The organism is Burkholderia sp. MSMB1826 (assembly GCF_001526325.1).
Classification (GTDB): domain Bacteria; phylum Pseudomonadota; class Gammaproteobacteria; order Burkholderiales; family Burkholderiaceae; genus Burkholderia.
The window spans coordinates 404,694-424,770 of the sequence record NZ_LOYN01000022.1 but is presented as its reverse complement, the minus strand read 5'-3'; the positions used below and the strand labels follow the sequence as shown (position 1 = coordinate 424,770).

Here is a 20,077-nt window from a genome sequence, read left to right as displayed (position 1 = left end):
CAACACGCCACACCCAGTCATCAACATCAGGAGTCCGGAATGCAGTCATTAACGGGAATCAGGGTCGTCGATCTGAGTCGTGCGCTGTCGGGGCCGTTCTGCTCGATGGTGCTCGCCGATCTCGGCGCCGACGTGATCAAGGTCGAGTCGGGGCCGCACGGCGACATGAGCCGCGCGTGGGGGCCGTTCGATCGCGGCGTGAGCACGTACTACCTGTCCTGCAACCGCAACAAGCGCGGCATCTGCGTGGACTTCCGGCAGCCGGCCGGCCTCGACGTCGTGCGGCGCCTGATTGCGCAGGCCGACGTCGTGATCGAGAATTTCAAGGCCGGCACGATGGACGCGATGGGGCTCGGCTACGCCGCACTGAGCGCGCGCGACCCGCGGCTCGTGATGGGCAGCGTCACCGCGTTCGGCCCGCGCGGCCCGCTGCGCGACTGGCCGGGCTTCGACCAGATCGCGCAGGGCTATGCGGGGCTGATGAGCCTCACCGGCTTCCCGGACGGCGAGCCGACCCGCACGGGCACCGCGATCGGCGATCTCAGCTCGGGGATGTGGGTCGCGACCGGCGTGATGGCCGCGCTGTTCGAGCGCGAGCGCACCGGGCGCGGCCAGCATGTCGGCACGTCGCTGCTCGAAAGCCTCGTTGCGCTGCTGAGCGTGCACGGGCAACGCTACCTGAGCCTCGGCGACGTGCCGCGCCGCACCGGCAATGCGCATGCGGTGATCGCGCCGTACGGCGTGTTCGACACGGCCGACGGCCCGCTGAACCTCGCACCGATCACGACCGACATGTGGGAGCGGCTGTGCCGGTTGCTGGACCTGCCCGAACTGCCGGCCGATCCGCGCTTTGCGACCAACGATGCGCGCGTGGCCCATCGCGACGAACTGAAGGCGCTGCTCGACAGCCGGCTGCGCACGCGCGGCAAGCACGAATGGACGCAGCGGTTCGTCGAGGCCGGGCTGCCGGCCGGGCCGATCCATACGCTCGACGAAGTGTTCGACGATCCGCAGCTCGCGCATTGCGGGCTGGTCGAGCCGGTCGCGCATCCGACGCTCGGCACGCTGCGTCAGGTCGTCACGCCGCTCGGCGGGATGGGCGACGACCTGCCGGCGCCGCGCACGCGCCATGCGCCGCCGCTGCTCGGCGAGCATACGGTCGACGTGCTGCGCGAAGCCGGCTACGGCGACGACGCGATCGACGCGCTGCTGGCGGAGCGCGCGATCTTCCAGGCGGATGCGGTGGCGGAGGCCGTGCAATGACCGACGCGACGAAACGGGACGGGGCGTCGACCGTGACGGTCGACCTGATCGGCGAGCGGATCGCGCGCGTGCGGTTCGCGAACCCGGCGCGACGGCATGCGCTCGACGCGCCGCTGCTCGACGCCCTCGTTGCACACCTCGATGCGTTGGCCGGACATCGTCCGCCGCCGGTCGTGATTCTGTCGAACGACGGCAGCGGCGACGTGTGGAGCGCCGGGCACGACCTGCGCGAACTGGCCGACGATCGCGATCCGCTCGCATATGGCAAGCCGCTCGAACGCGCGCTGCGGCGCGTGCGGACCTATCCGGGCGCGGTGATCGCGGCGGTGGCCGGATCGGCGTGGGGCGGGGCGGTCGATCTCGCGATGAGCTGCGATCTCGTCGTGGCGGCGCGCGACGCGCGTTTCGCGATGACGCCCGCGAACATCGGCCTGCCGTATTCGACGAGCGGTTTGCTGCGCTTCTACGACAACCTGCCGATCCACGTGCTGAAGGAGCTGTTCTTCTGCGCGCAGCCGCTCGACGCGGAACGCGCCGCGCATCACGGGCTCGTGAACCGGCTGGCCGACGCCGGCGGGGTCGACGATGCGGCGCTCGACGTCGCGCGCACGATTGCCGCGAAGGCGCCGCTCGCGGTGCACGCGGTGAAGGAGCAGTTGCGCGTGCTGCAGGATGCGCGGCCATTGCCGGCCGACGCCTTCGAACGCATCGCCGAGTTGCGTCGGCAGGCGTGCGGAGGCGCGGATTTCGACGAAGGGTTGCGCGCGTTCGCGGAACGCCGCGCGCCGGTGTTTCGCGGGATTTAGGCGGACAGACGACGGTCCGATGCGACGACGGTGGCGAGCGTCATGCGCCGCCGAGCGCATGTACGCCGACGAGCAGCAGCGCGCCGATCGCGATCAGCAGCAGCGCATGAACGCGCGTGTAGATCACGCACAGCGTCGATGCGACGGCGATCGCGCGCGCGGGCCAGCCGCCGTCGAGCGCCTGCAGCAGTACCCACACCGACGCGAGAATCATGCCGGCCGCGACCGGGCGCAGGCCGGCTTCGAGCGCGATCTGCCAGCGCGCGCCTCGGTGTCGCCGCCATAGATGCGCGACACCGTAGATCAGGAACGCGGTCGGCCCGAACAGCGCGAGCGTCGCGATCACCGCGCCCCAGAAACCGGCGACCTGCCAGCCGATCAGCGTCGCCAGCAGCGAGCCGGGGCCCGGCGCCATCCGCGCGATCGCGAAGTCGTTCACGAATTGCGTGGCGCTCATCCAGTGATGGACGTCGACGACCTGCCGCTGGATGTCCGCGATGACCGCCTGCCCGCCGCCGATCGTCGCGATCGACAGCGGTGCGAACACGCCGAACAGTGCCGCGTAACGTGCGGACGCGTTCATCGTGCGTCGCTCCCGCCCGGCGCCGCGGGCGCACGGCGGTATTCGAGCGCGACGCTCAGCGTGCCGCCGATCAGCACGGTCCACACCAGCGGCCAGTGCAGCACCGCGACCGACACGAAGGTGAGCGTCATGACCGCGAACGGCAGCACGCGGCGCGGCAGGCGGCGCACCGCGGTGATCGCCATCGAGATCGACAGCCCGATCGCCGCGGCCGCCGCACCGGCGAGCGCGACATGCGTGAGCGGGAAGCGCGTGAGGGTCGAGAACGCGACGCCGAACAGCACGATCAGCACGGCGGGCGGCGCGATGATGCCGGTGAAGCCCGCCACCGCGCCGCGCCATCCGGCGAGACGGTAGCCGATCCAGATCGCGAGGTTCTTCACGTTGACGCCCGGCAACGCCTGCGACAGCGCGAGGCCGTTGAGGAACGCCTCTTCGTCGAGCCATCGCCGCTCGTGCACGAAGTCGCGCATCATCCGTCCGCTGAGTCCACCGCCGAAGCTGGTCAGGCCGATCTGCGCGAACGCGACGAACAGTGCGAGGACGCCTGGCGGCGCGTCGCTTGCCGGAGGGGCCGGGGGAGTCGTGGTGGAGGCGGGAGGCATCGGGCGGGTAGCACGTGGGGATCGGGCGATCGCCCATGTTAGCAAGCGGTGCCTGTCAGCACGCTGACATGGGCGCGGCGTCCGCACGACCCCGGCTCCGCGAGCGGTTCGACGCGGCCGGGCCGCCGCGCGTCATGCGCGCACCACCGTCACGCCGGCGGCCTCGATCGGCTTCGTCAGCGCGGCGTCGGTTTCCCTTTCGACGACGATCGCCTGCGCCAGCGCGATATCGCCGATCACGAACTGCGACGCCGCACGTAGCTTCGACTGCGACGCGAGCACGACCGTCTCGGCCGCGCGTTCGGCCAGCGCGCGCTTGATCGCCGCTTCCTCGAAATCGCCGGTGCTCAGCCCCGCGACCGGATGCACGCCCGTGACCCCCATGAAATACAGGTCCGCATGGATGCGCGCGATGCCTTCCATCGCCGCCGCGCCGACCGCGACGATCGAGTGCTTGTAGAGCCGCCCGCCGATCAGGATCACGTCGATCGACGGATGCGCGGCCAGCGCGACCGCGACGCTCGGGCTGTGCGTGACGATCGTCGCGCGCAGGTCGGCCGGCAACTGGCCGACGAGCAGCGCGGAGGTCGTGCCGCCGTCGACGATCGCGACTTGCCCGGGCGCGATCATTTGCGCGGCGCGGCGCGCGATGCGCCGCTTCTCCGCGGTTTCGAGCGCTTCGCGCTGCGCGAACGGCGCGACGGCCGGCGACGCCGGCAGCGCGCCGCCATGCACGCGCTGCAGCAGCCCTTCGGCCGCGAGTTCGCGCAGGTCGCGGCGCACCGTGTCTTCGGACACGCCGAATTGCACACTCAACTCGGCAGCCAGCACCTGGCCGTCGCGCGCGAGCGCATCGAGGATCGCTTTCTTGCGTTGCGTCGTCAGCATCGTCTTTGCACGAAAATTCTTGAAATTGCACGAATATGCACGTTACCATGGGCGCCGTCCTTTGTCGAACCGGAGGCTGCAATGGCTGCAACGCGGGAGCGGGTCCGCATCGTCGATACGACGGTGCTGTCCGATGACTGGTATGTGCTGCGCAAGGTGACGTTCGATTTCCTGCGCCGCGACGGCACGTGGCAACGCCTGAGCCGGGAGACCTACGATCGCGGCAACGGCGCGACGATCCTGCTGCGTCATGCCGAGACGGGCGACGTGCTGCTGACGCGGCAGTTCCGGATGCCGGCGTTCGTGAGCGGGCACGACGGCATGCTGCTCGAAGCGGCCGCCGGCCTGCTCGACGACGAAACGCCCGAAGCGCGCATCCGCGCGGAAGCCGAGGAGGAGACCGGCTATCGCGTGCGCGGCGTGCGCAAGGTGTTCGAGGCGTTCATGAGCCCGGGTTCCGTGACGGAGAAGCTGCATTTCTTCGTCGGCGAATACGATGCGTCGCTGCGCACCGGCGCGGGCGGCGGCGTCGCGGAAGAGGGCGAGGATCTCGAGGTCGTCGAGATGCCGCTGCAGGCGGCGCTGGACGCGGTCGAGCGCGGCGAGATCGTCGATGCGAAGACGATCATGCTGCTCCAGTACGTCGCGCTGCGGGACACCGCGGGCGCGCGCGCCGCATGACGCCGCGGCTCGTGCTGGTCGCCGGCCCCTATCGCAGCGGCACGGACGGCGACCCGGCGCGCATCGCCGCGAACCTGCATCGGCTGGAAGCGGCGGCGCTCGCCGTGTATCGGCGCGGGCACGTGCCGATGATCGGCGAGTGGGTGTCGCTGCCGCTCGCGGCCGCGGCCGGGTCGACGCAGATCGGCGACGCGATCGGCGAAACCTTCCTGTATCCGGCCGCGCACCGGCTGCTGCGGCGCTGCGACGCGGTGCTGCGCATCGACGGCGTGTCGCGCGGGGCGGATGCGGACGTGGCGCTTGCGCGGCGACTCGGCAAGCCGGTCTATTTCGCGGTCGACGAGATGCCGGTTGCGCGGGACGATTCGGCTGACTGAGCGAACATGGGCGCCGGTTGGCGGCATCGCCGGTGCGGCGCTTGCTGCCGGCCGGCACGCGCATCGCCCCAGGCCGGCGCGTGGCGTGCATGCCGCGTTGCGTGGCCGATGCAGCGCGGCGTCCCAACCGGCGTATGATCGCGACGCCACTCGCGCAATGCTCGACGCCACTGCTTCTCCATCATGCCTTTTTCCGATCCCGCTGATTTCGCCGACTCCGCCGATCCCTCCGGTTCCGCCGCCGCGCCGCTTCCCGCCGATCTCGTCGCGTCCGCCGTCGACGCACTCGCGCGCGCGGACGCATTGCTCGTCACGGCCGGCGCGGGCATCGGCGTCGATTCCGGGCTGCCCGATTTTCGCGGCACGGACGGCTTCTGGCGCGCGTATCCGGCGCTGCGCCACGAGCGTTTCGAATTCCACGAGATCGCGTCGCCGCACGCGTTTCGTGCGCGTGCGCCGCTCGCGTGGGGGTTCTACGGGCACCGTCTCGCGCTCTACCGCGCGACGGTGCCGCACGCCGGCTTCGCGATCCTGCGCCGCTGGATCGACGCGATGCCGAACGGCGGCTTCGTGCTGACGAGCAACGTCGACGGCCAGTTTCAGAAAGCCGGCTTCGATCCGGCGCGCATCGTCGAGATCCACGGCTCGATTCATGCGATGCAATGCCTGCGCCCGTGCACGGACGAGACGTGGGACGCGGCGCCGTTCGTGCCGGAGGTCGACGAAACGACGTGCCGCCTCGTGGGAGACCTACCGCGCTGCCCGCACTGCGGCGGGCTCGCGCGGCCGAACATTCTGATGTTCGGCGACACCGGCTGGCTCGGTGCGCGCTACGACGCTCAGGCGCGCGCGCTCGAGGAATGGATCGCGCGGGCGGGGCGCGTCGCAGTGGTCGAGATCGGCGCGGGCACCGCGATTCCGACCGTGCGCCTGTCGAGCGAACGGTTGGGGGACGACGTGATCCGCATCAACGTGCGCGAAGCGCATGCGCGCAGGGCGGACGTGATCGGGCTGAAGGGCGGTGCGCTGGCGACGCTGAACGCGCTCGAGCGCGCGTGGCGCGGCGGCTGAGCCACGCGCCGACCGGCCGCGGCCGCGCGACGAGCGCCTGCACGAGCGCCGGCGCGATCGGCGAACCGAGGCCGCGGCGCGCGCGTGGAAATCGTGAAAGGCGCCATGCGTTCGCGACACGATCCGCCGCCCGTCGGCATTGCCGGCGCGGCGCGATTGCGCATACAGTTCCGCGTAGGCCGCGCGCGCCGCGCGGCGCCGCCAGACAGGAGTGCCCTTGTTCTATTCGATCGTCGCGATCTTCGTCGGCGCTGGGCTCGGCGCGTTGCTGCGCTGGTTCCTGAGCCTCGCGCTCAACGCGTTCTTTCCCGCGGTGCCGCTCGGCACGCTCGCGTCGAATCTGATCGGCGGCTATGTGATCGGCGTGGCCGCCGTCCTGTTTACCGCTCGCGTCGGGTTGCCGCCCGAGTGGCGGCTGTTCGTGATCACGGGTTTTCTCGGCGGCCTCACGACGTTCTCGACCTTTTCGGTCGAAGTGATGACGCACGCGCTCGAGGGCGAATTCGGATGGGCATTGGCGGTGGCTGCCCTACACTTGACTGGATCGTTCGCGCTGACGGCGCTCGGCATGTGGACCGCGCGCGCGTGGCTCGCGGCGGCCTGAGCGGGCCGTCATCGGAGGGAGCGATGGACAGGGTCTTCTTGCGCTTCTACGTGCACGAGCAGCATCGGCTGCACTGGAAGCCGCTGTGGGAATGGCTGCTGGAAGAGGCGAACCGGATGGGCGTCGCGGGCGGCTCCGCGTTTCGCGCGATGGCCGGCTTCGGCCAGCATCGCGTGCTGCACGAGGATCGCTTCTTCGAACTGCAGGGCTCGGTCGCGATCGAGGTCGAATTCATCGTCACCGAGGACGAAGCGCAACGGCTGCTCGAGCGGCTGTCGCACGAGAAAGTGCGCGTGTGCTACGCGATGATGCCCGCGCGGTTCGGCGTGATCGACACGCTCGGCGCACCGCCGGCGCAGGGGCCGGCGGCGTAGGGCGCGGCGCCGGATCAGATGCCGAACATCGTCAGCGACACGGCAGCGCGCGTGACGATCATCAGCAGCACCTGCACGATCACGAACAGCAGGATCGGCGACAGGTCGATGCCGCCGAGGTTCGGGATCACGCGGCGCAGCGGGTTCAGGAACGGCGCGGTGAGCTGGTAGAGGATCGGCATCGCCGGCGAGTGCGGGTTGAGCCACGACAGCAGCGCCATCAGGATCGTCATCCAGATCACGAGATTGAGCGCCCACTTCACGACGGTGAGCAGCGCGACCACGACAAGCGTCGCGATCACGGCGGCCGGATCGAAGCCGGCCATCACCACCATCAGCACGACGTAGACGAGCGCGGTGAGCAGCGCGGCGACGACGCTGGCCCAGTCGATGCCGCGTACGCCCGCGATCACGCGGCGTAGCGGCAGCACGAGCCAGTTGGTCGCCTGCAGCACGGCTTGCGTGACGGGGTTGTACGGCGGCACGCGGACGGCCTGCATCCAGACGCGCAGGATCAGCGCGGCACCGAATAGCGTGAAGACGGTATTGAGCAGAAAACGGGCGATCTCGCCGAACATCGTTGGCATCCTTTTTATACAGTCAGTAGCGTGCGGCCGCCAACGCCGGTTGGCGGCGCATCGGCCGACACCTTATCACGCCTCGTCTCGCGACGGGGAGGGGTGCGCGGCCGCGCGCGCGAGCGACGTTTCGACGGCTGCGGCCAGCGCCGGCAGCGAGGCCGGCGGCGTCGCGCGCTTCGCCGCGAGCGCGACCGCGCGGCGCGTCAGCAGCGCGTACAGTGCCGCATGATCGCCGCCGCGCGCCTCGAGCAGCGCGAGCTGGCGCTCGACGATGCCCGTGTCGCCGCGCGACACCGGCCCGGACAGCGCATTCGCGAGCCCCTTGTCGCGGGCGGTCTCGATCGTGCCGGCCAGCATCGGCAGCAGCGCGCGCAGCGCGGCTTCCTCGTCGAAGCCGAGGCCGCGCCACAGCTCGACCGCTTCCGACAGCCCGCACAGCGCGAAGCTCGCCGCGTAGTGGGCGGCCGCGTGATACAGCATCCGGCCGCCGGCCGGAATCGACAGCGGATGGCAGCCGAGTGCGGCGGCAAGTCGCAGCAGCGTCGCGTGCAGCGCGCCGTCCGCTTCGATCGTGACCGAGCAGCCGTCGATGCGGGCGAGGTCGGCATCGGTGCCGCCGAACAGATAAAGAGGATGGAAGCCGCCGGTGGCCGCGCCTTGCTGCTTCGCCGGATCGAGCAGCGCGACCGGCGATGCGCCGCTGCAATGAACGACCGCCTGGCGGGCGGCGCGCGACGCGTCGAAGCGCAGCGCCGCGGCGCTCGACGCGAGATGATCGTCGGGCGTCGTCACGAAGATCAGGTCGGCGACGTCGGCCACCTGCTGCGGGGTATCGACCGCGCGGCAGCCGTCGATGCGCGCGGCGAGGCCGGTGGCCGAGGCGGGCGTGCGGCTCGCGATCGCGACGACGGGAAAGCCGGCCTGCGCGAAACGCTGCGCGACACAGCGCGCGAGGCGGCCGGCGCCGATGAAGCCGAGACGGGGTGTGTCGGGAAGCGGCATGGCAAGCGGATGTAAGCGAAAACGAAGCAGCCGTCAGTATCGCAGGAATGACGGCGGCGTCGCGCAAGCCCGCCTGCGAGGCGGCCGCGCGTATGAATTACCGGTACGCGGTGCGATCGATGCGTGGGCAGGCGTCCGGTATCGCGGCGGAATCAGGATTACAGAATCCGACCCCGAAATTTCGTGCGCCGCCCCCGCTTGAAATGTCGGCATGTTGTCTCGAATTTGTAATCGTTCATTACGTACGCGTGCCGGCTGCGCGCGCCGGATCCGGTAAGACTGACCGGTCGTCGTGTCGCGACCCGACTTCTCGGATGGAATCGCGCGACCCGCAAGGGTCGCCGCCCACGCCGGGCCCCGCGCCGGGCGGCGGCTCCGGCCGCGCGCAATTGCAATTTGCAACAAATGCACGATACGCGCGGGGCGGGTTTTCGCTACATTGCTTGCATGCGACGTGCATGCCCGCCGTTGCCGACAGGAGCGCCTAAAATACCGCTCCAGCAGGAGAATCGAAGTGAAAAAGCTCATTCCGTTCATCGCCGCCGCCGCGCTGGGCCTGGGTGCCGCAAGCGCCGCGCAGGCTCACGTGTCGATCGGGGTCGGCATCGGCATCCCGGTCGCACCCGCGTATCCCGTCTATGCACCGCCGCCGCCCGTGTACTATGCGCCGCCGCCTCCGCCCGTGTACTACGCGCCGGCGCCGGCCTACTATGCGCCGCCGCCCGCCGTGGTCGTCGGCGGCTACTACGGCCGTCCGTACTGGCGTCATCACGGCTACTACGGGCACGGCTGGCGTCGCTGGTGATCCGACGCAAGCCGCGTCACGGCGAAACGGCGCAATGTCCGCAAGGGCATTGCGCCGTTTTCATTGGAGCCGCGCGGCTTCGCACGCGGCAGGCGTCGCCGCTACGCCGCGTGCGCGATCAGGTCGCGATAGCCGCCGACGATCACGCTGTACGAGAAATACGCGAACAGCAGCGCCGACGCGACATGGCACGCACGCATCAGCCCGGCGCCCGCACGCTTGCGGCCCTGCGCCGCGAGCGTACACATGAAGAGCGTCCACGCGAGGCCGCCGAGGAAAAAGCCCGACAGGAACACCGACGCGGTGGCCGGCGTCGTCGCGCCGGCTTTGGCGATCAGCGCGCCGCCGACCGCTGCGAACCACAGGATCGCGCTCGGCGACGACATCGCGAGCAGCATCCCGCGCACGAAACTGCGCCGCGCGCTCGCCCGCGGCGGCGGGGCATCGTCGGCGTCGTCTTCGGCTGCCTTGACGGGCGCCAGCGCTTCGCGCGCCATCTTCCACGTGAGGAACAGCAGCACCGCGCCGCCGCCGATCCACACGATCCAGCGCACGGGTTCGAACTGCAGGAGCACGGCCATCCCCGCGAGCGCGAGCGCCGCATAGACGAGATCGCCGACGCACGAGCCGACGCCGAGCCAGAAGCCCGGCCGGAAGCCGTGCGACAGCGTCAGCGACAGCATCGCGACGTTGACGAGGCCGATGTCGAGACACAACGATAGCGACAGAAAGAATCCGTCGGACAGCATGGAGGCGGGCGGAAAGTTCATCTTCGGGGGCGTGCGGCGATTGCGATGCGCGGGCCGGCGGATGCCGGCCGCGTGGCGTCAGAGGCCGATCTCCTGCCACAGCCGGTCGACGCGCGCCTTCACGGTCGCGTCCATCTCGATCGGGCGGCCCCATTCGCGATTCGTTTCGCCCGGCCACTTGTTGGTCGCGTCGAGCCCCATCTTCGAGCCGAGTCCGGCCACCGGCGACGCGAAGTCAAGATAGTCGATCGGCGTGCTGTCGACCATCACCGTGTCGCGCACGGGGTCGACGCGCGTCGTGATCGCCCAGATCACTTCCTTCCAGTCGCGGATGTTCACGTCCTCGTCGACGACGACGATGAACTTCGTATACATGAACTGCCGCAGGAAGCTCCACACGCCGAACATCACGCGCTTTGCGTGGCCCGCGTAGCTCTTCTTCATCTGGACGATGGCCATTCGGTAGCTGCAGCCTTCGGGCGGCAGATAGAAGTCGGTGATTTCCGTGAACTGCTTCTGCAGCAGCGGCACGAACACCTCGTTGAGCGCGACGCCGAGCACCGCGGGCTCGTCGGGCGGCTTGCCCGTGTAGGTCGAATGGTAGATCGCGTCGCGGCGCATCGTGATGCGCTCGACGGTGAACACCGGAAACCACTCCTGCTCGTTGTAATAGCCGGTATGGTCGCCGTACGGCCCTTCGAGCGCGTGTTCGTACGCGGCCGCCGCGTTGCCGGCGGGCCGCGGCGGCGCGCCGACCGGCGCGGGGGCAGGGGCGCCTTCCTGCGGATGAATGAAGCCTTCCAGCACGATTTCCGCGCGCGCGGGCACCTGCAGCGTGTCGACGCCGGGCGTCAGGCACTTGGCGAGTTCCGTGCGGCTGCCGCGCAGCAGGCCGGCGAACTGATACTCGGACAGCGAATCGGGCACGGGCGTCACCGCGCCGAGCGTCGTGGCCGGATCGGCGCCGAGCACGACCGCGACCGGATAGGGCTTGCCGGGGTTGCGCAGCGCGAACTCGCGGAAGTCGAGCGCGCCGCCGCGGTGCGCGAGCCAGCGCATGATCAGCTTGTTGCGGCCGATCAATTGCTGACGGTAGATGCCGAGGTTCTGGCGCGGCTTGTTCGGCCCGCGCGTGACCGTCAGGCCCCACGTGACGAGCGGCCCCGCATCGCCGGGCCAGCAGGTCTGGATCGGCAGCTTGTTCAGGTCGACGTCGGCGCCTTCCCAGACGATTTCCTGGCACGGCGGCGACGACACCGACTTCGGCGCCATGTCCCACACCGCCTTCGCGAGCGACAGCAGCTTGCCGGCGTCCTTCAGGCTCTTCGGCGGATCGGGTTCCTTCAGCGCGGACAGCAGGCGCCCGAGATCGCGCAGCGAACCGAGCGCGGCATCGTCGCCCGCATCGACGCCCATCCCGAGCGCGACGCGGCGCGGCGTGCCGAACAGGTTGCCGAGCACCGGGAACGCATGGCCGGGCGGCGCGTTGAACAGCAGCGCCGGGCCGCCGGCGCGCAACACGCGGTCGCACAGCTCGGTCATTTCGAGCACGGGCGACACGGGCTGCGTGACGCGCCGCAGTTCGCCGAGCGCCTCGAGGCGCTGAATGAAATCGCGTAAGTCTTTGTATTTCATGAAGAAGGTCCGGGCTGCCCGCAGGACGGGCAGCGGTGGGCGGGGGCAGCGGCCGGCTGCGACCCCGAATCGACCGACGATTTTACCCGGGTCGCCGCGCGGCCGCCCGGCGCAGAAAAAAGTCGATCGAGCGCAAACCCCTTACGGCACGGGGATTGCGTTCTGAAGAGCGGTTTTAAATTACTTTTTGTTATGATTTGAAAGTTTTATAGTGTTGACGATCTATAAAACCCTGCTAGAATCCGCTCACATTGGTTGCAGGGTAAAAGGCTTCGAGCCGCCAATCACCGATCCTTGACGCAGCGCGTCACCGTCCGCCGAATCCTGCACGGCGTTTTCGACGGCCTTTGTCGTAGTCCCAGCCAGCGCCACCAGACGCTGGTTTTTTGCGTGGGTGCCACCGCGTATGCCCGCCTCGCCCAGTGTGCGAAGGCGCCGGCCTTCTTACACCGTGGCCTCGAACGGTACTTATACCGTTTCCCCGATGCTTGCGCGTCCCAACCAAGGCGTGCGGCGTCGTGATTCCGCGGCGCGTTTTCCGTCTCGCCATCGAGCTGAGCGAGCCGCACGAGTCATGTTCATGGGAGATGATCTGAATGAACGCTTGGTTATCGTGGCGTCCCACCGAGCAGCATGCGCAAATCGTGCGCAACTTGCTGCGTCGCGGGACGCGTGTCAGTCACCATCTATTCAGCGTTGTCGGCTGTTTCGCTGTCGCGGTCGCGCTTGCACTGTGGCTGCTGCCAACCGTGCGCGGCACGCTCGCCGCGAAGCTGATGCCGGTCGTGTCCGCGGCCGTGCAGGCCGGTCCGGCCCGTCTGCTGTCCGGCCATCCGCTGCCGAACTTCGCGCCTGCCGGCGCGCAGCCGCAGCAGGAAGAGAATCCGGAAACGGATGCGCTTGCAGTCGGCCTCGACGTCGCACCGGAAGCCGCCGCTCAGGGCGCCCAGGGCGATGCGTCCGATCCGGCCCGTAACGGCCCGTCGCCCGTCGCGCTGGCGAAACTGATCCCGATTCAGCGCGTGGCGGCCGATGCCCGCGACGATCGCGCGCTCGCGTCGAACCGCGAACAGGCGCTCGTCGCCACCTATCTGTCGCGCCGTTACCGCGTCGCCCAGGAGCCGCTCGGCCAGCTCGTCAAGGCGGCGTTCCAGACCGGTCGCGACGTCGGCCTCGATCCGCTGCTGCTGCTGTCCGTGATGGCGATCGAATCGGGCTTCAACCCGTACGCCGAAAGCGGCGTCGGCGCGAAGGGGCTGATGCAGGTCATGTCGAAGGTTCATTCCGACAAGTTCGAGTATTTCGGCGGCACCGACACCGCGCTGCAGCCGCTCGCGAACCTGCAGGTCGGCGCGCTGGTGCTGAAGGACTGCATCGCGCGCGGCGGTTCGCTCGCGAACGGCCTGCGCCTGTACAACGGCTCGACGAATCCCGACGACAACGGCTACGGCGCGAAGGTGATGGCCGAACGCGGCCGCCTGCGCGACGTCGCGCGTGGCCGCAGCGTGCCGATCAACGCGCCGCAGGCGCCCGCGCAACCCGCGAAGCCGATCGTCACCGCCGCTGCCGTGACGGCCGCGGCAGGCGGCGCGAAGCGCGTGCATGCGACGCTCGATGGCACGACCTCGATCAAGGCGGCGCCGAAGGAAGCCGCCCCGCAGGACGACGCGAGCGTCGATACCGCGAAGCAGTCGCACGGCGATCATTCGGAGCTCGGCGCGTAACGGTCGCGTTTCGGCGGCTCCGGCCGGCACGACATGAAAAAAGCACCCGAATCGGGTGCTTTTTCTTTTTGCGATGCGTGAAGCGGCGGTACGCCCCGGCGCGGCGTCAGTGCCGGCCGAACAGCGCCGCGAGCCGGTCGACGGCCTCTTCGAGCCGCGAGTAGGCCGTCGCATAGGACAGGCGGATATAGTCGCGCGGCGCATGGACACCGAAGTCCATGCCCGGCACCAGCACCACGCCTGCGTCGTGCAGCATCGCCTGCGTGAGTGCGGCGCTGTCGCCGGCCGCCGGGTGGGCGACGCCGCCGCAATGCGCATACACGTAGAACGCGCCGTCTGGCATCACCGGCACCGTGAAGCCGAGCCGTTCGAGCGCCGGTGCGATGAAATCGCGGCGGCGCTTGAATTCGAGCCGGCGTGTTTCGTAGATGTCGAGCGTCGCGGGTTCGAAGCAGGCGAGCGCCGCGTGTTGCGCGAGCGCGGACGGGCAGATGAACAGGTTCTGCGAGAGCTTCTCGAACGAGCCGACGAGCGCGGGCGGCACGACGAGCCAGCCGAGCCGCCAGCCCGTCATGCTGAAATACTTCGAGAAGCTGTTCACGGTGATGACGTCGTCGCCGAACGACAGCGCCGAGACGGGCGCGGCGTCGTAGCTGAGCCCCTGGTAGATCTCGTCGACGATCGTGAAGCCGTGGCGTGCGCGCACCGCTTCGACGATCCGCTTCAGCTCGTCCGGTTCGAGCGACGTGCCGGTCGGGTTCGACGGCGACGCGAGCAGCACGCCGCGCGTGCGCGCGTTCCAGTGCGTGCGGATGTCGTTTTCGGTGAGCTGGAAGCGTGCGTCCGGGCCGCTCGGCACGAGCACCGGGCGACCTTCGGCCGCCGCGACGAAGTGCCGGTTGCACGGATACGACGGGTCGGGCATCAGCACTTCGTCGTCGCGGCCGACCAGCGCGAGGCACGCGAGCAGCAGCGCGGCCGATGCGCCGGCCGTCACGACGATCCGCTCGGGCGCGATCGCGAGGCCGTACGCGCGCGCATAGTGCGCGGCGATCGCCTCGCGCAGCGGCGCGATGCCGAGCGCGCTCGTGTACTGCGTGACGCCGCGGCGCAGCGCGGCCGCGGCGGCCTCGACGACCGGCTCCGGCGCGGTGAAATCCGGCTCGCCGATGCCCATGTGGATAACGTCGCGCCCCAAGGACTCGAGCCGCTGTGCCTCCTTCATCAGTTCCATCACGTGGAAGGGCTGGATCGCGTCGACGCGTGCGGCGAGCGTGACGAGCGAATCGGCGGTGGTATTCATCGGCGGGCGGGACGGAGGGGAAAAAGAATGAAAAACGGGCGCTTGCGCGCCCGTGGACCAACCAACGGTATCAGCCGTTGCGACGCGCCTGCGTTTCGGCGGGGCGCAGCTTCGCGGCCAGCTTGTCGAGCACGCCGTTCACGTACTTGTAACCGTCGGAGCCGCCGAACGTCTTCGCGAGTTCGACGGCTTCGTTGATGATCACGCGATACGGCGTTTCGACGTGGTGCGTGAGCTCGAACGTCGCGATCAACAGCACCGCGCGTTCGACCGGCGACAACTGATCGATCGGACGGTCCAGCGACGGCGCCAGCGCTTCGACGAGCGTCGCATGTTCGCGGATCACGCCGTGCAGGATCGCTTCGAGCAGTTCCTTGTCAGCCTTGTCGTAACCGAGCGCGCCGCGCAGTTGCGCGTCGATCTCGCCGGAGGGCGCGTTCGACAGCAGCCACTGGTACAGGCCCTGCGTCGCCAGCTCGCGCGATTGTCGGCGGGCGCTCTTCTTCATGCGCGCTCCTCTTCGTCGTCTTCGTCTTCCTCTTCGTCCTCGTCGTCGCCGAGCTGGTCGAGCGCCATCGTCAGGTTGGCCATCTCGACGGCGACGCGTGCGGCGTCACGACCCTTTTCGGTCATGCGCGCGACGGCCTGCTCGTCGGTTTCGGTCGTCAGGACCGCATTCGCGATCGGCAGGTTGAAGTCGAGGCCGATGCGGGTGATGCCCGCGCCGCTCTCGTTCGACACGAGTTCGAAATGGTAGGTCTCGCCGCGGATCACCGCGCCGAGCGCGATCAGTGCGTCGAACTGGCCGCTTTCGGCGAGCTTCTGCAGTGCGAGCGGGATTTCCAGCGCGCCGGGCACCGACACGAGCAGCACGTCTTCACCGGTGACGCCGAGGCGCTCCAGTTCTTCGACGCACGCGTCGGCGAGGCCGTTGCACACGGGTTCGTTGAAGCGCGATTGCACGATGCCGATACGCAGGCCGTCGCCTTCGAGATTCGGTTGGTATTGTCCGATTTCCATGATCTGGTCCGTGGTGTGGATGAACGGTTATAGGGCGAAAGCGCCGTGGCGGGTTACGCGTGGGACGCCGGGCAGGACTTGGCCTCGCCGCCGGGCATCGGAATGAAGCCCGTGACTTCGAGGCCGTAGCCGGACATGCTGCCCAGCTTGCGCGGATTCGACAGCACCTGCATCTTGCCGACGCCGACATCGCGCAGGATCTGCGCGCCGATGCCGAACGTCTTGAAATCGACCGGCCGGCGCTTGAGCGCAGCGGCCCTTTCTTCCTCGTCGAACGCCTTGAAGACGTCGATCAGGTGTTCCTTCGTATCGCCGCAGTTGAGCAGCACGATCACGCCGAGGTCGCGTTCCGCGATCTCGCGCATCGCGGCGTCGAGCGTCCACGAGTGCGTCGAGATGCCCGTCTCGAGCAGGTCGAGCACCGACAGCGGCTCGTGCACGCGCACCGGCGTATCGACGTCGGGCGACGGCATGCCGCGCACCAGCGCGATGTGCGGCGAGCCGCTCGGCTGGTCGCGGTACAGCACCGCGCGGAACGTGCCGTGCGCGGTCTGCATCGTGCGCTCGGCGATCCGCTCGATGATCGATTCGGTGCGGCTGCGGTACTGGATCAGGTCGGCGATCGTGCCGATCTTCAGGTCGTGTTCCTTCGCGAATTCGATCAGGTCCGGCAGGCGCGCCATCGTGCCGTCGTCCTTGATGATCTCGCAGATCACCGCGGCCGGCGTGAGGCCCGCGAGCGCGGTGAAGTCGCAGCCGGCCTCGGTGTGGCCCGCGCGCACGAGCACGCCGCCCGGTTGCGCCATGATCGGGAACACGTGGCCCGGCTGCACGATGTGCTCGGGGCGCACGTCGTGCGCGACCGCCGTGGCGATCGTGTGCGCGCGGTCGGCGGCCGAGATGCCGGTCGTCACGCCTTCGGCCGCTTCGATGCTGACCGTGAACGCGGTGCCGTACTGCGTGCCGTTGCGATAGGTCATCAGCGGCAGGTGCAGCTGCTTGCAGCGTTCCTGCGTCAACGTCAGACAAATCAGGCCGCGGCCGTACCTGGCCATGAAGTTGATCGCTTCCGGCGTGACGAATTCGGCGGCGATCACGAGGTCGCCCTCGTTTTCGCGGTCTTCTTCGTCGACCAGGATCACCATCCGGCCGGCTTTCAGCTCGGCGATGATGTCGAGCGTGGAGGCGAGCGTCATAAGGGGGCGAGAAAGAGGAAAGTGCGTATTTTACGCCAGCCGGGCGGCGTTTCGGCTGGCGCGGGCCGGGCGGGGCCGGCCTGCGCTCCGGAAAGCGCTGTGGCCGGCCTGCGCGCGGGTGCGCACGGCAGCGGGCCGGCGTTGCGCGGCCGCGCGTCACGCGTGCTCGTTGCGCCCACCGAGGTAGTCCAGCTTGCCGAGTTCGACGCCGCTATGGCGCAGGATGTCGTACGCGGTGGTCACGTGGAAGAAGAAGTTGGGGAGCACGAAATTCAGCAGATACGACTGGCCGGTGAATTCGATCGGCCCGACGCGCATCTTCAGCACGACCTGGCGCGTCTCGCTGCCGTCGATCTGCGCGGCGTCGAAGCTTTTCAGGTAGTCGATCGTCTTCTGGATGCGCGCATGCAGTTCGTCGAAGGTCTGCTCGACGTCCGGGTAGCTCGGGATGTCCACGCCGGCGAGCCGCGCGGCGCAGCCCTTGGCCGTGTCGGTCGCGATGTAGACCTGGCGGACGAGCGGCAGCATGTCCGGATAGAGGCGTGCGCCGACGAATACCGACGGATCGATCTGCTTTTCGGCCGCATGGGCCTGCGCCTTGCCGAGGATGTGCTGCAGGTTGGTGAGGCCGCGGATCAGGACGGGCAGCGAAGCCTGGTACATCGAGATGGACATGGGAACGACTCCTGTGGGAAGAGAGGCGGCGCGGTACGCGGCACGTCGTGCGTTGCGGCGTTGAAACCGCTGTCGACGCATCTTAGCGCGACGGCATGACCCGTGCGCGTCGTTGGCCGTTTGGCCAGGTGTCGGCTGGCCAAACGGCCAACGACCGAACGCGATCCCGATGGCGGCGTGTCGGTGTCCGGCGACGGAGCGGCCCGGCACGAAGTAGGGTGGGAGCAAAGCGCGGCGCGGCCCGTTCGGCCCATGCACGCGATCGGGCCGGTGGCCGGCGAGTGGTCAAGCGACGGGGCGGCGGCGACGCCCGAACCATGCCGGGCGAACCGCCAGCCGTCATTCCCCGCACCGGACGGGGCCGGCCGATCAGTCCTGATGCACGCCCTGCGACGACGACAGCATCCGCTCCACGTACCGCGCGATCATGTCGACTTCGAGATTGACCTTGTCGCCGGCCTTCACGTGACGCAGCGTCGTGACTTCGACCGTATGCGGAATCAGGTTGATCGAGAATTCGCAGCCGTCCGCGCGATCGTCGATCGTATTGACGGTCAGGCTCACGCCGTTCACCGTGATCGAGCCCTTGTACGCGAGATAGCGGCCGAGTTCGCGCGGCGCGACGATCCGCAGTTCGTGCGACTCGCCGACCGGCGCGAAGCGCGACACGGTGCCGATGCCGTCCACATGGCCCGACACGATATGCCCGCCGAGGCGATCGTGCGCGCGCAGCGCCTTCTCGAGATTCACTTCGCCGGGCTGCGCGAGGCCGACCGTCCGGTTCAGGCTTTCGCGCGACACGTCGACGTCGAACGCGGTGTCGGTCTTTGCGATCACCGTCATGCACGCGCCCTGGATCGCGATGCTGTCGCCGAGCGCGACATCGGCCAGGTCGAGCCCGCCGGCCTGCACGGTCAGGCGTACGCCGGCGTCGGCCGACGTGCCGAGCGGGGCGATCGATTCGATGCGGCCGACGGCCGCGACAATTCCGGTAAACATCGTGACGATTCCGTTCAGTGAGAGGCGTCGGGCGACGCGAGCCGCGCGAGGATCCGCAAGTCGTCGCCGATCCGCTCGATACCGTGGAACGACAGTCGGGTGCGCGCATCGAGGCTCGCCGGCGCGGCGAGATCGAACATGCCGGCCGCGTCGGCGCCCAGCAGGCTCGGCGCCAGATACACCAGCAATTCGTCGACGCACCGTTCGCGCAGCAGCGAACCGTTGAGCTTGTGGCCGGCCTCGACGTGCAGCTCGTTGACGCCGCGCGCGCCGAGCGCCGCCAGCATCGCGGGCAGGTCGACCTTGCCGTGCGCGTTCGCGAGCGGCACGATTTCCGCGCCGCGCGACTTCAGCACGTTCGCGCGGACCTCGCCGGCGGCGTCGAGCCGGCCGCAGAAGATCAGCAGCGGCGCGCCTTCGAGCAGCCGCGCGTCGAGCGGCAGGTCGAGGCGGCTGTCCACGAGGATGCGTTGCGGCTGACGCGGCGTGTCGATGCCGCGCACGGTCAGCAGCGGATTGTCCTCGCGCACGGTGCCGATGCCGGTGAGGATCGCGCACGCGCGGGCGCGCCACGCGTGCCCGTCGAGGCGCGCGGCCTCGCCGGTGATCCACTGGCTTTCGCCGGACGGCAGCGCGGTGCGGCCGTCGAGCGATGCGGCGGTCTTCATCCGCACCCACGGGCGGCCGCGCGTCATCCTCGACACGAAGCCGATGTTCAGCTCGCCGGCCTCGTGCGCGAGCAGCCCGCAGCGCACGTCGATGCCCGCATCGCGCAGCATCCCGAGGCCGCGGCCCGACACCTGCGGATTCGGGTCTTCCATCGCCGCGACGACCTTCGCGACGCGCGCGTCGATCAGCGCGTTCGCACACGGCGGCGTGCGGCCGAAATGACTGCACGGTTCGAGCGTCACGTACACGGTCGAGCCCGCGACGTCGTGGCCGCGCGCACGCGCGTCCTTCAGCGCCTGCACTTCCGCGTGATCCTGGCCGGCCGGCTGCGTGAAGCCTTCGCCGATCACCTCGCCGTGCTTGACGATCACGCAGCCGACGCGCGGATTCGGCGCGGTCGTGTACATGCCGCGCGCGGCGAGCGCGAGCGCGCGCTGCATGTGGGCGAAATCGGTATCCGAGAACAT

Annotated in this window: 23 protein-coding genes; 9 read left to right on the top strand and 14 right to left on the bottom strand. The window is 69.2% G+C overall.

Features of this window, described 5'->3' with window-relative positions; genetic code table 11:
• The first annotated feature begins 39 nt into the window (after window positions 1-39).
• Together WS95_RS14240 and scpB are read left to right on the top strand one after the other, a co-directional pair.
• Entirely contained in the window at window positions 40-1,263 is a 1,224-nt protein-coding gene (locus WS95_RS14240; RefSeq protein ID WP_059824317.1) for a CaiB/BaiF CoA transferase family protein, read from the top strand.
• Window positions 1,260-2,069: a methylmalonyl-CoA decarboxylase gene (gene scpB, locus WS95_RS14235; protein ID WP_059824315.1), complete on the top strand. Its 810-nt coding sequence runs from the start codon at window positions 1,260-1,262 to the stop codon at window positions 2,067-2,069. The genes WS95_RS14240 and scpB overlap by 4 nt, the downstream gene beginning before the upstream one ends.
• Before the next feature lie 40 nt (window positions 2,070-2,109).
• Here the strand turns inward: scpB and WS95_RS14230 are convergent, their stop codons facing one another.
• The 3 genes from WS95_RS14230 to WS95_RS14220 form a co-directional block, all read right to left on the bottom strand.
• Window positions 2,110-2,652 (bottom strand): chromate transporter, encoded by a 543-nt coding sequence (locus WS95_RS14230; RefSeq protein WP_059824313.1) that lies wholly within the window; start codon window positions 2,650-2,652, stop codon window positions 2,110-2,112.
• Window positions 2,649-3,257: a chromate transporter gene (locus WS95_RS14225; protein ID WP_059824311.1), complete on the bottom strand. Its 609-nt coding sequence runs from the start codon at window positions 3,255-3,257 to the stop codon at window positions 2,649-2,651. Before WS95_RS14225 ends, WS95_RS14230 begins: the two co-directional genes overlap by 4 nt.
• 132 nt (window positions 3,258-3,389) lie before the next feature.
• Entirely contained in the window at window positions 3,390-4,145 is a 756-nt protein-coding gene (locus WS95_RS14220; RefSeq protein ID WP_059824309.1) for a DeoR/GlpR family DNA-binding transcription regulator, read from the bottom strand.
• 81 nt (window positions 4,146-4,226) lie between these two features.
• Between WS95_RS14220 and WS95_RS14215 the strand changes: the two genes are divergently transcribed.
• From WS95_RS14215 to WS95_RS14195, 5 genes are all read left to right on the top strand, one after another.
• Complete coding sequence (locus WS95_RS14215) at window positions 4,227-4,826, top strand: NUDIX domain-containing protein (protein WP_034206629.1); 600 nt, start codon at window positions 4,227-4,229, stop codon at window positions 4,824-4,826.
• A complete protein-coding gene (locus WS95_RS14210) occupies window positions 4,823-5,203 on the top strand; it encodes a hypothetical protein (RefSeq protein ID WP_059824307.1) in 381 nt (126 codons plus the stop codon). The genes WS95_RS14215 and WS95_RS14210 overlap by 4 nt, the downstream gene beginning before the upstream one ends.
• A gap of 183 nt (window positions 5,204-5,386) precedes the next feature.
• Window positions 5,387-6,274, top strand: a complete 888-nt coding sequence (locus WS95_RS14205) for an SIR2 family NAD-dependent protein deacylase (protein WP_059824305.1) — start codon at window positions 5,387-5,389, stop codon at window positions 6,272-6,274.
• A gap of 217 nt (window positions 6,275-6,491) precedes the next feature.
• Window positions 6,492-6,878, top strand: a complete 387-nt coding sequence (gene crcB / locus WS95_RS14200) for a fluoride efflux transporter CrcB (RefSeq protein ID WP_034206632.1) — start codon at window positions 6,492-6,494, stop codon at window positions 6,876-6,878.
• 23 nt (window positions 6,879-6,901) lie between these two features.
• Window positions 6,902-7,252, top strand: coding sequence for a DUF190 domain-containing protein (locus WS95_RS14195; protein ID WP_059499891.1), 351 nt, complete (start codon window positions 6,902-6,904; stop codon window positions 7,250-7,252).
• Between the two features lie 14 nt (window positions 7,253-7,266).
• On the opposite strand, the gene WS95_RS14190 is transcribed toward WS95_RS14195, so the two are convergent.
• Together WS95_RS14190 and WS95_RS14185 are read right to left on the bottom strand one after the other, a co-directional pair.
• Entirely contained in the window at window positions 7,267-7,830 is a 564-nt protein-coding gene (locus WS95_RS14190; RefSeq protein WP_034206634.1) for a YggT family protein, read from the bottom strand.
• A 75-nt stretch (window positions 7,831-7,905) separates the two neighbouring features.
• On the bottom strand, window positions 7,906-8,835 hold the full coding sequence (locus tag WS95_RS14185) for a Rossmann-like and DUF2520 domain-containing protein (RefSeq protein ID WP_059824303.1): 930 nt from the start codon (window positions 8,833-8,835) through the stop codon (window positions 7,906-7,908).
• Window positions 8,836-9,349: 514 nt separating this feature from the next.
• Between WS95_RS14185 and WS95_RS14180 the strand changes: the two genes are divergently transcribed.
• The gene (locus WS95_RS14180) at window positions 9,350-9,640 is read left to right on the top strand and encodes a hypothetical protein (protein WP_034206636.1); all 291 of its coding nucleotides are present in this window, start codon (window positions 9,350-9,352) and stop codon (window positions 9,638-9,640) included.
• 101 nt (window positions 9,641-9,741) lie between these two features.
• Here WS95_RS14180 and WS95_RS14175 read toward each other — a convergent pair whose 3' ends face one another.
• Complete coding sequence (locus WS95_RS14175) at window positions 9,742-10,410, bottom strand: LysE family translocator (RefSeq protein ID WP_059824301.1); 669 nt, start codon at window positions 10,408-10,410, stop codon at window positions 9,742-9,744.
• 57 nt (window positions 10,411-10,467) lie between these two features.
• Entirely contained in the window at window positions 10,468-12,024 is a 1,557-nt protein-coding gene (locus WS95_RS14170; RefSeq protein WP_059824299.1) for a UbiD family decarboxylase, read from the bottom strand.
• 596 nt (window positions 12,025-12,620) lie between these two features.
• Here WS95_RS14170 and WS95_RS14165 point away from each other — a divergent pair.
• The gene (locus tag WS95_RS14165) at window positions 12,621-13,748 is read left to right on the top strand and encodes a transglycosylase SLT domain-containing protein (RefSeq protein ID WP_059779569.1); all 1,128 of its coding nucleotides are present in this window, start codon (window positions 12,621-12,623) and stop codon (window positions 13,746-13,748) included.
• Window positions 13,749-13,854: 106 nt separating this feature from the next.
• Here WS95_RS14165 and WS95_RS14160 read toward each other — a convergent pair whose 3' ends face one another.
• The 7 genes from WS95_RS14160 to ribD form a co-directional block, all read right to left on the bottom strand.
• Window positions 13,855-15,051, bottom strand: coding sequence for a pyridoxal phosphate-dependent aminotransferase (locus WS95_RS14160; protein WP_059824297.1), 1,197 nt, complete (start codon window positions 15,049-15,051; stop codon window positions 13,855-13,857).
• Between the two features lie 70 nt (window positions 15,052-15,121).
• Window positions 15,122-15,559, bottom strand: coding sequence for a transcription antitermination factor NusB (nusB, locus tag WS95_RS14155; protein WP_006476662.1), 438 nt, complete (start codon window positions 15,557-15,559; stop codon window positions 15,122-15,124).
• Window positions 15,556-16,071, bottom strand: a complete 516-nt coding sequence (gene ribH / locus WS95_RS14150; RefSeq protein WP_034206641.1) for a 6,7-dimethyl-8-ribityllumazine synthase — start codon at window positions 16,069-16,071, stop codon at window positions 15,556-15,558. The genes nusB and ribH overlap by 4 nt, the downstream gene beginning before the upstream one ends.
• A gap of 53 nt (window positions 16,072-16,124) precedes the next feature.
• The gene (gene ribBA, locus WS95_RS14145; protein WP_059824295.1) at window positions 16,125-17,267 is read right to left on the bottom strand and encodes a bifunctional 3,4-dihydroxy-2-butanone-4-phosphate synthase/GTP cyclohydrolase II; all 1,143 of its coding nucleotides are present in this window, start codon (window positions 17,265-17,267) and stop codon (window positions 16,125-16,127) included.
• 156 nt (window positions 17,268-17,423) lie between these two features.
• Window positions 17,424-17,942 carry a DUF1993 domain-containing protein gene (locus WS95_RS14140; protein ID WP_059824294.1) on the bottom strand — a complete coding sequence of 173 codons (519 nt, stop codon included), beginning with the start codon at window positions 17,940-17,942 and terminating at the stop codon, window positions 17,424-17,426.
• A 369-nt stretch (window positions 17,943-18,311) separates the two neighbouring features.
• The gene (locus WS95_RS14135; protein WP_034206644.1) at window positions 18,312-18,941 is read right to left on the bottom strand and encodes a riboflavin synthase; all 630 of its coding nucleotides are present in this window, start codon (window positions 18,939-18,941) and stop codon (window positions 18,312-18,314) included.
• 14 nt (window positions 18,942-18,955) lie between these two features.
• Complete coding sequence (gene ribD / locus WS95_RS14130) at window positions 18,956-20,077, bottom strand: bifunctional diaminohydroxyphosphoribosylaminopyrimidine deaminase/5-amino-6-(5-phosphoribosylamino)uracil reductase RibD (RefSeq protein ID WP_034206645.1); 1,122 nt, start codon at window positions 20,075-20,077, stop codon at window positions 18,956-18,958.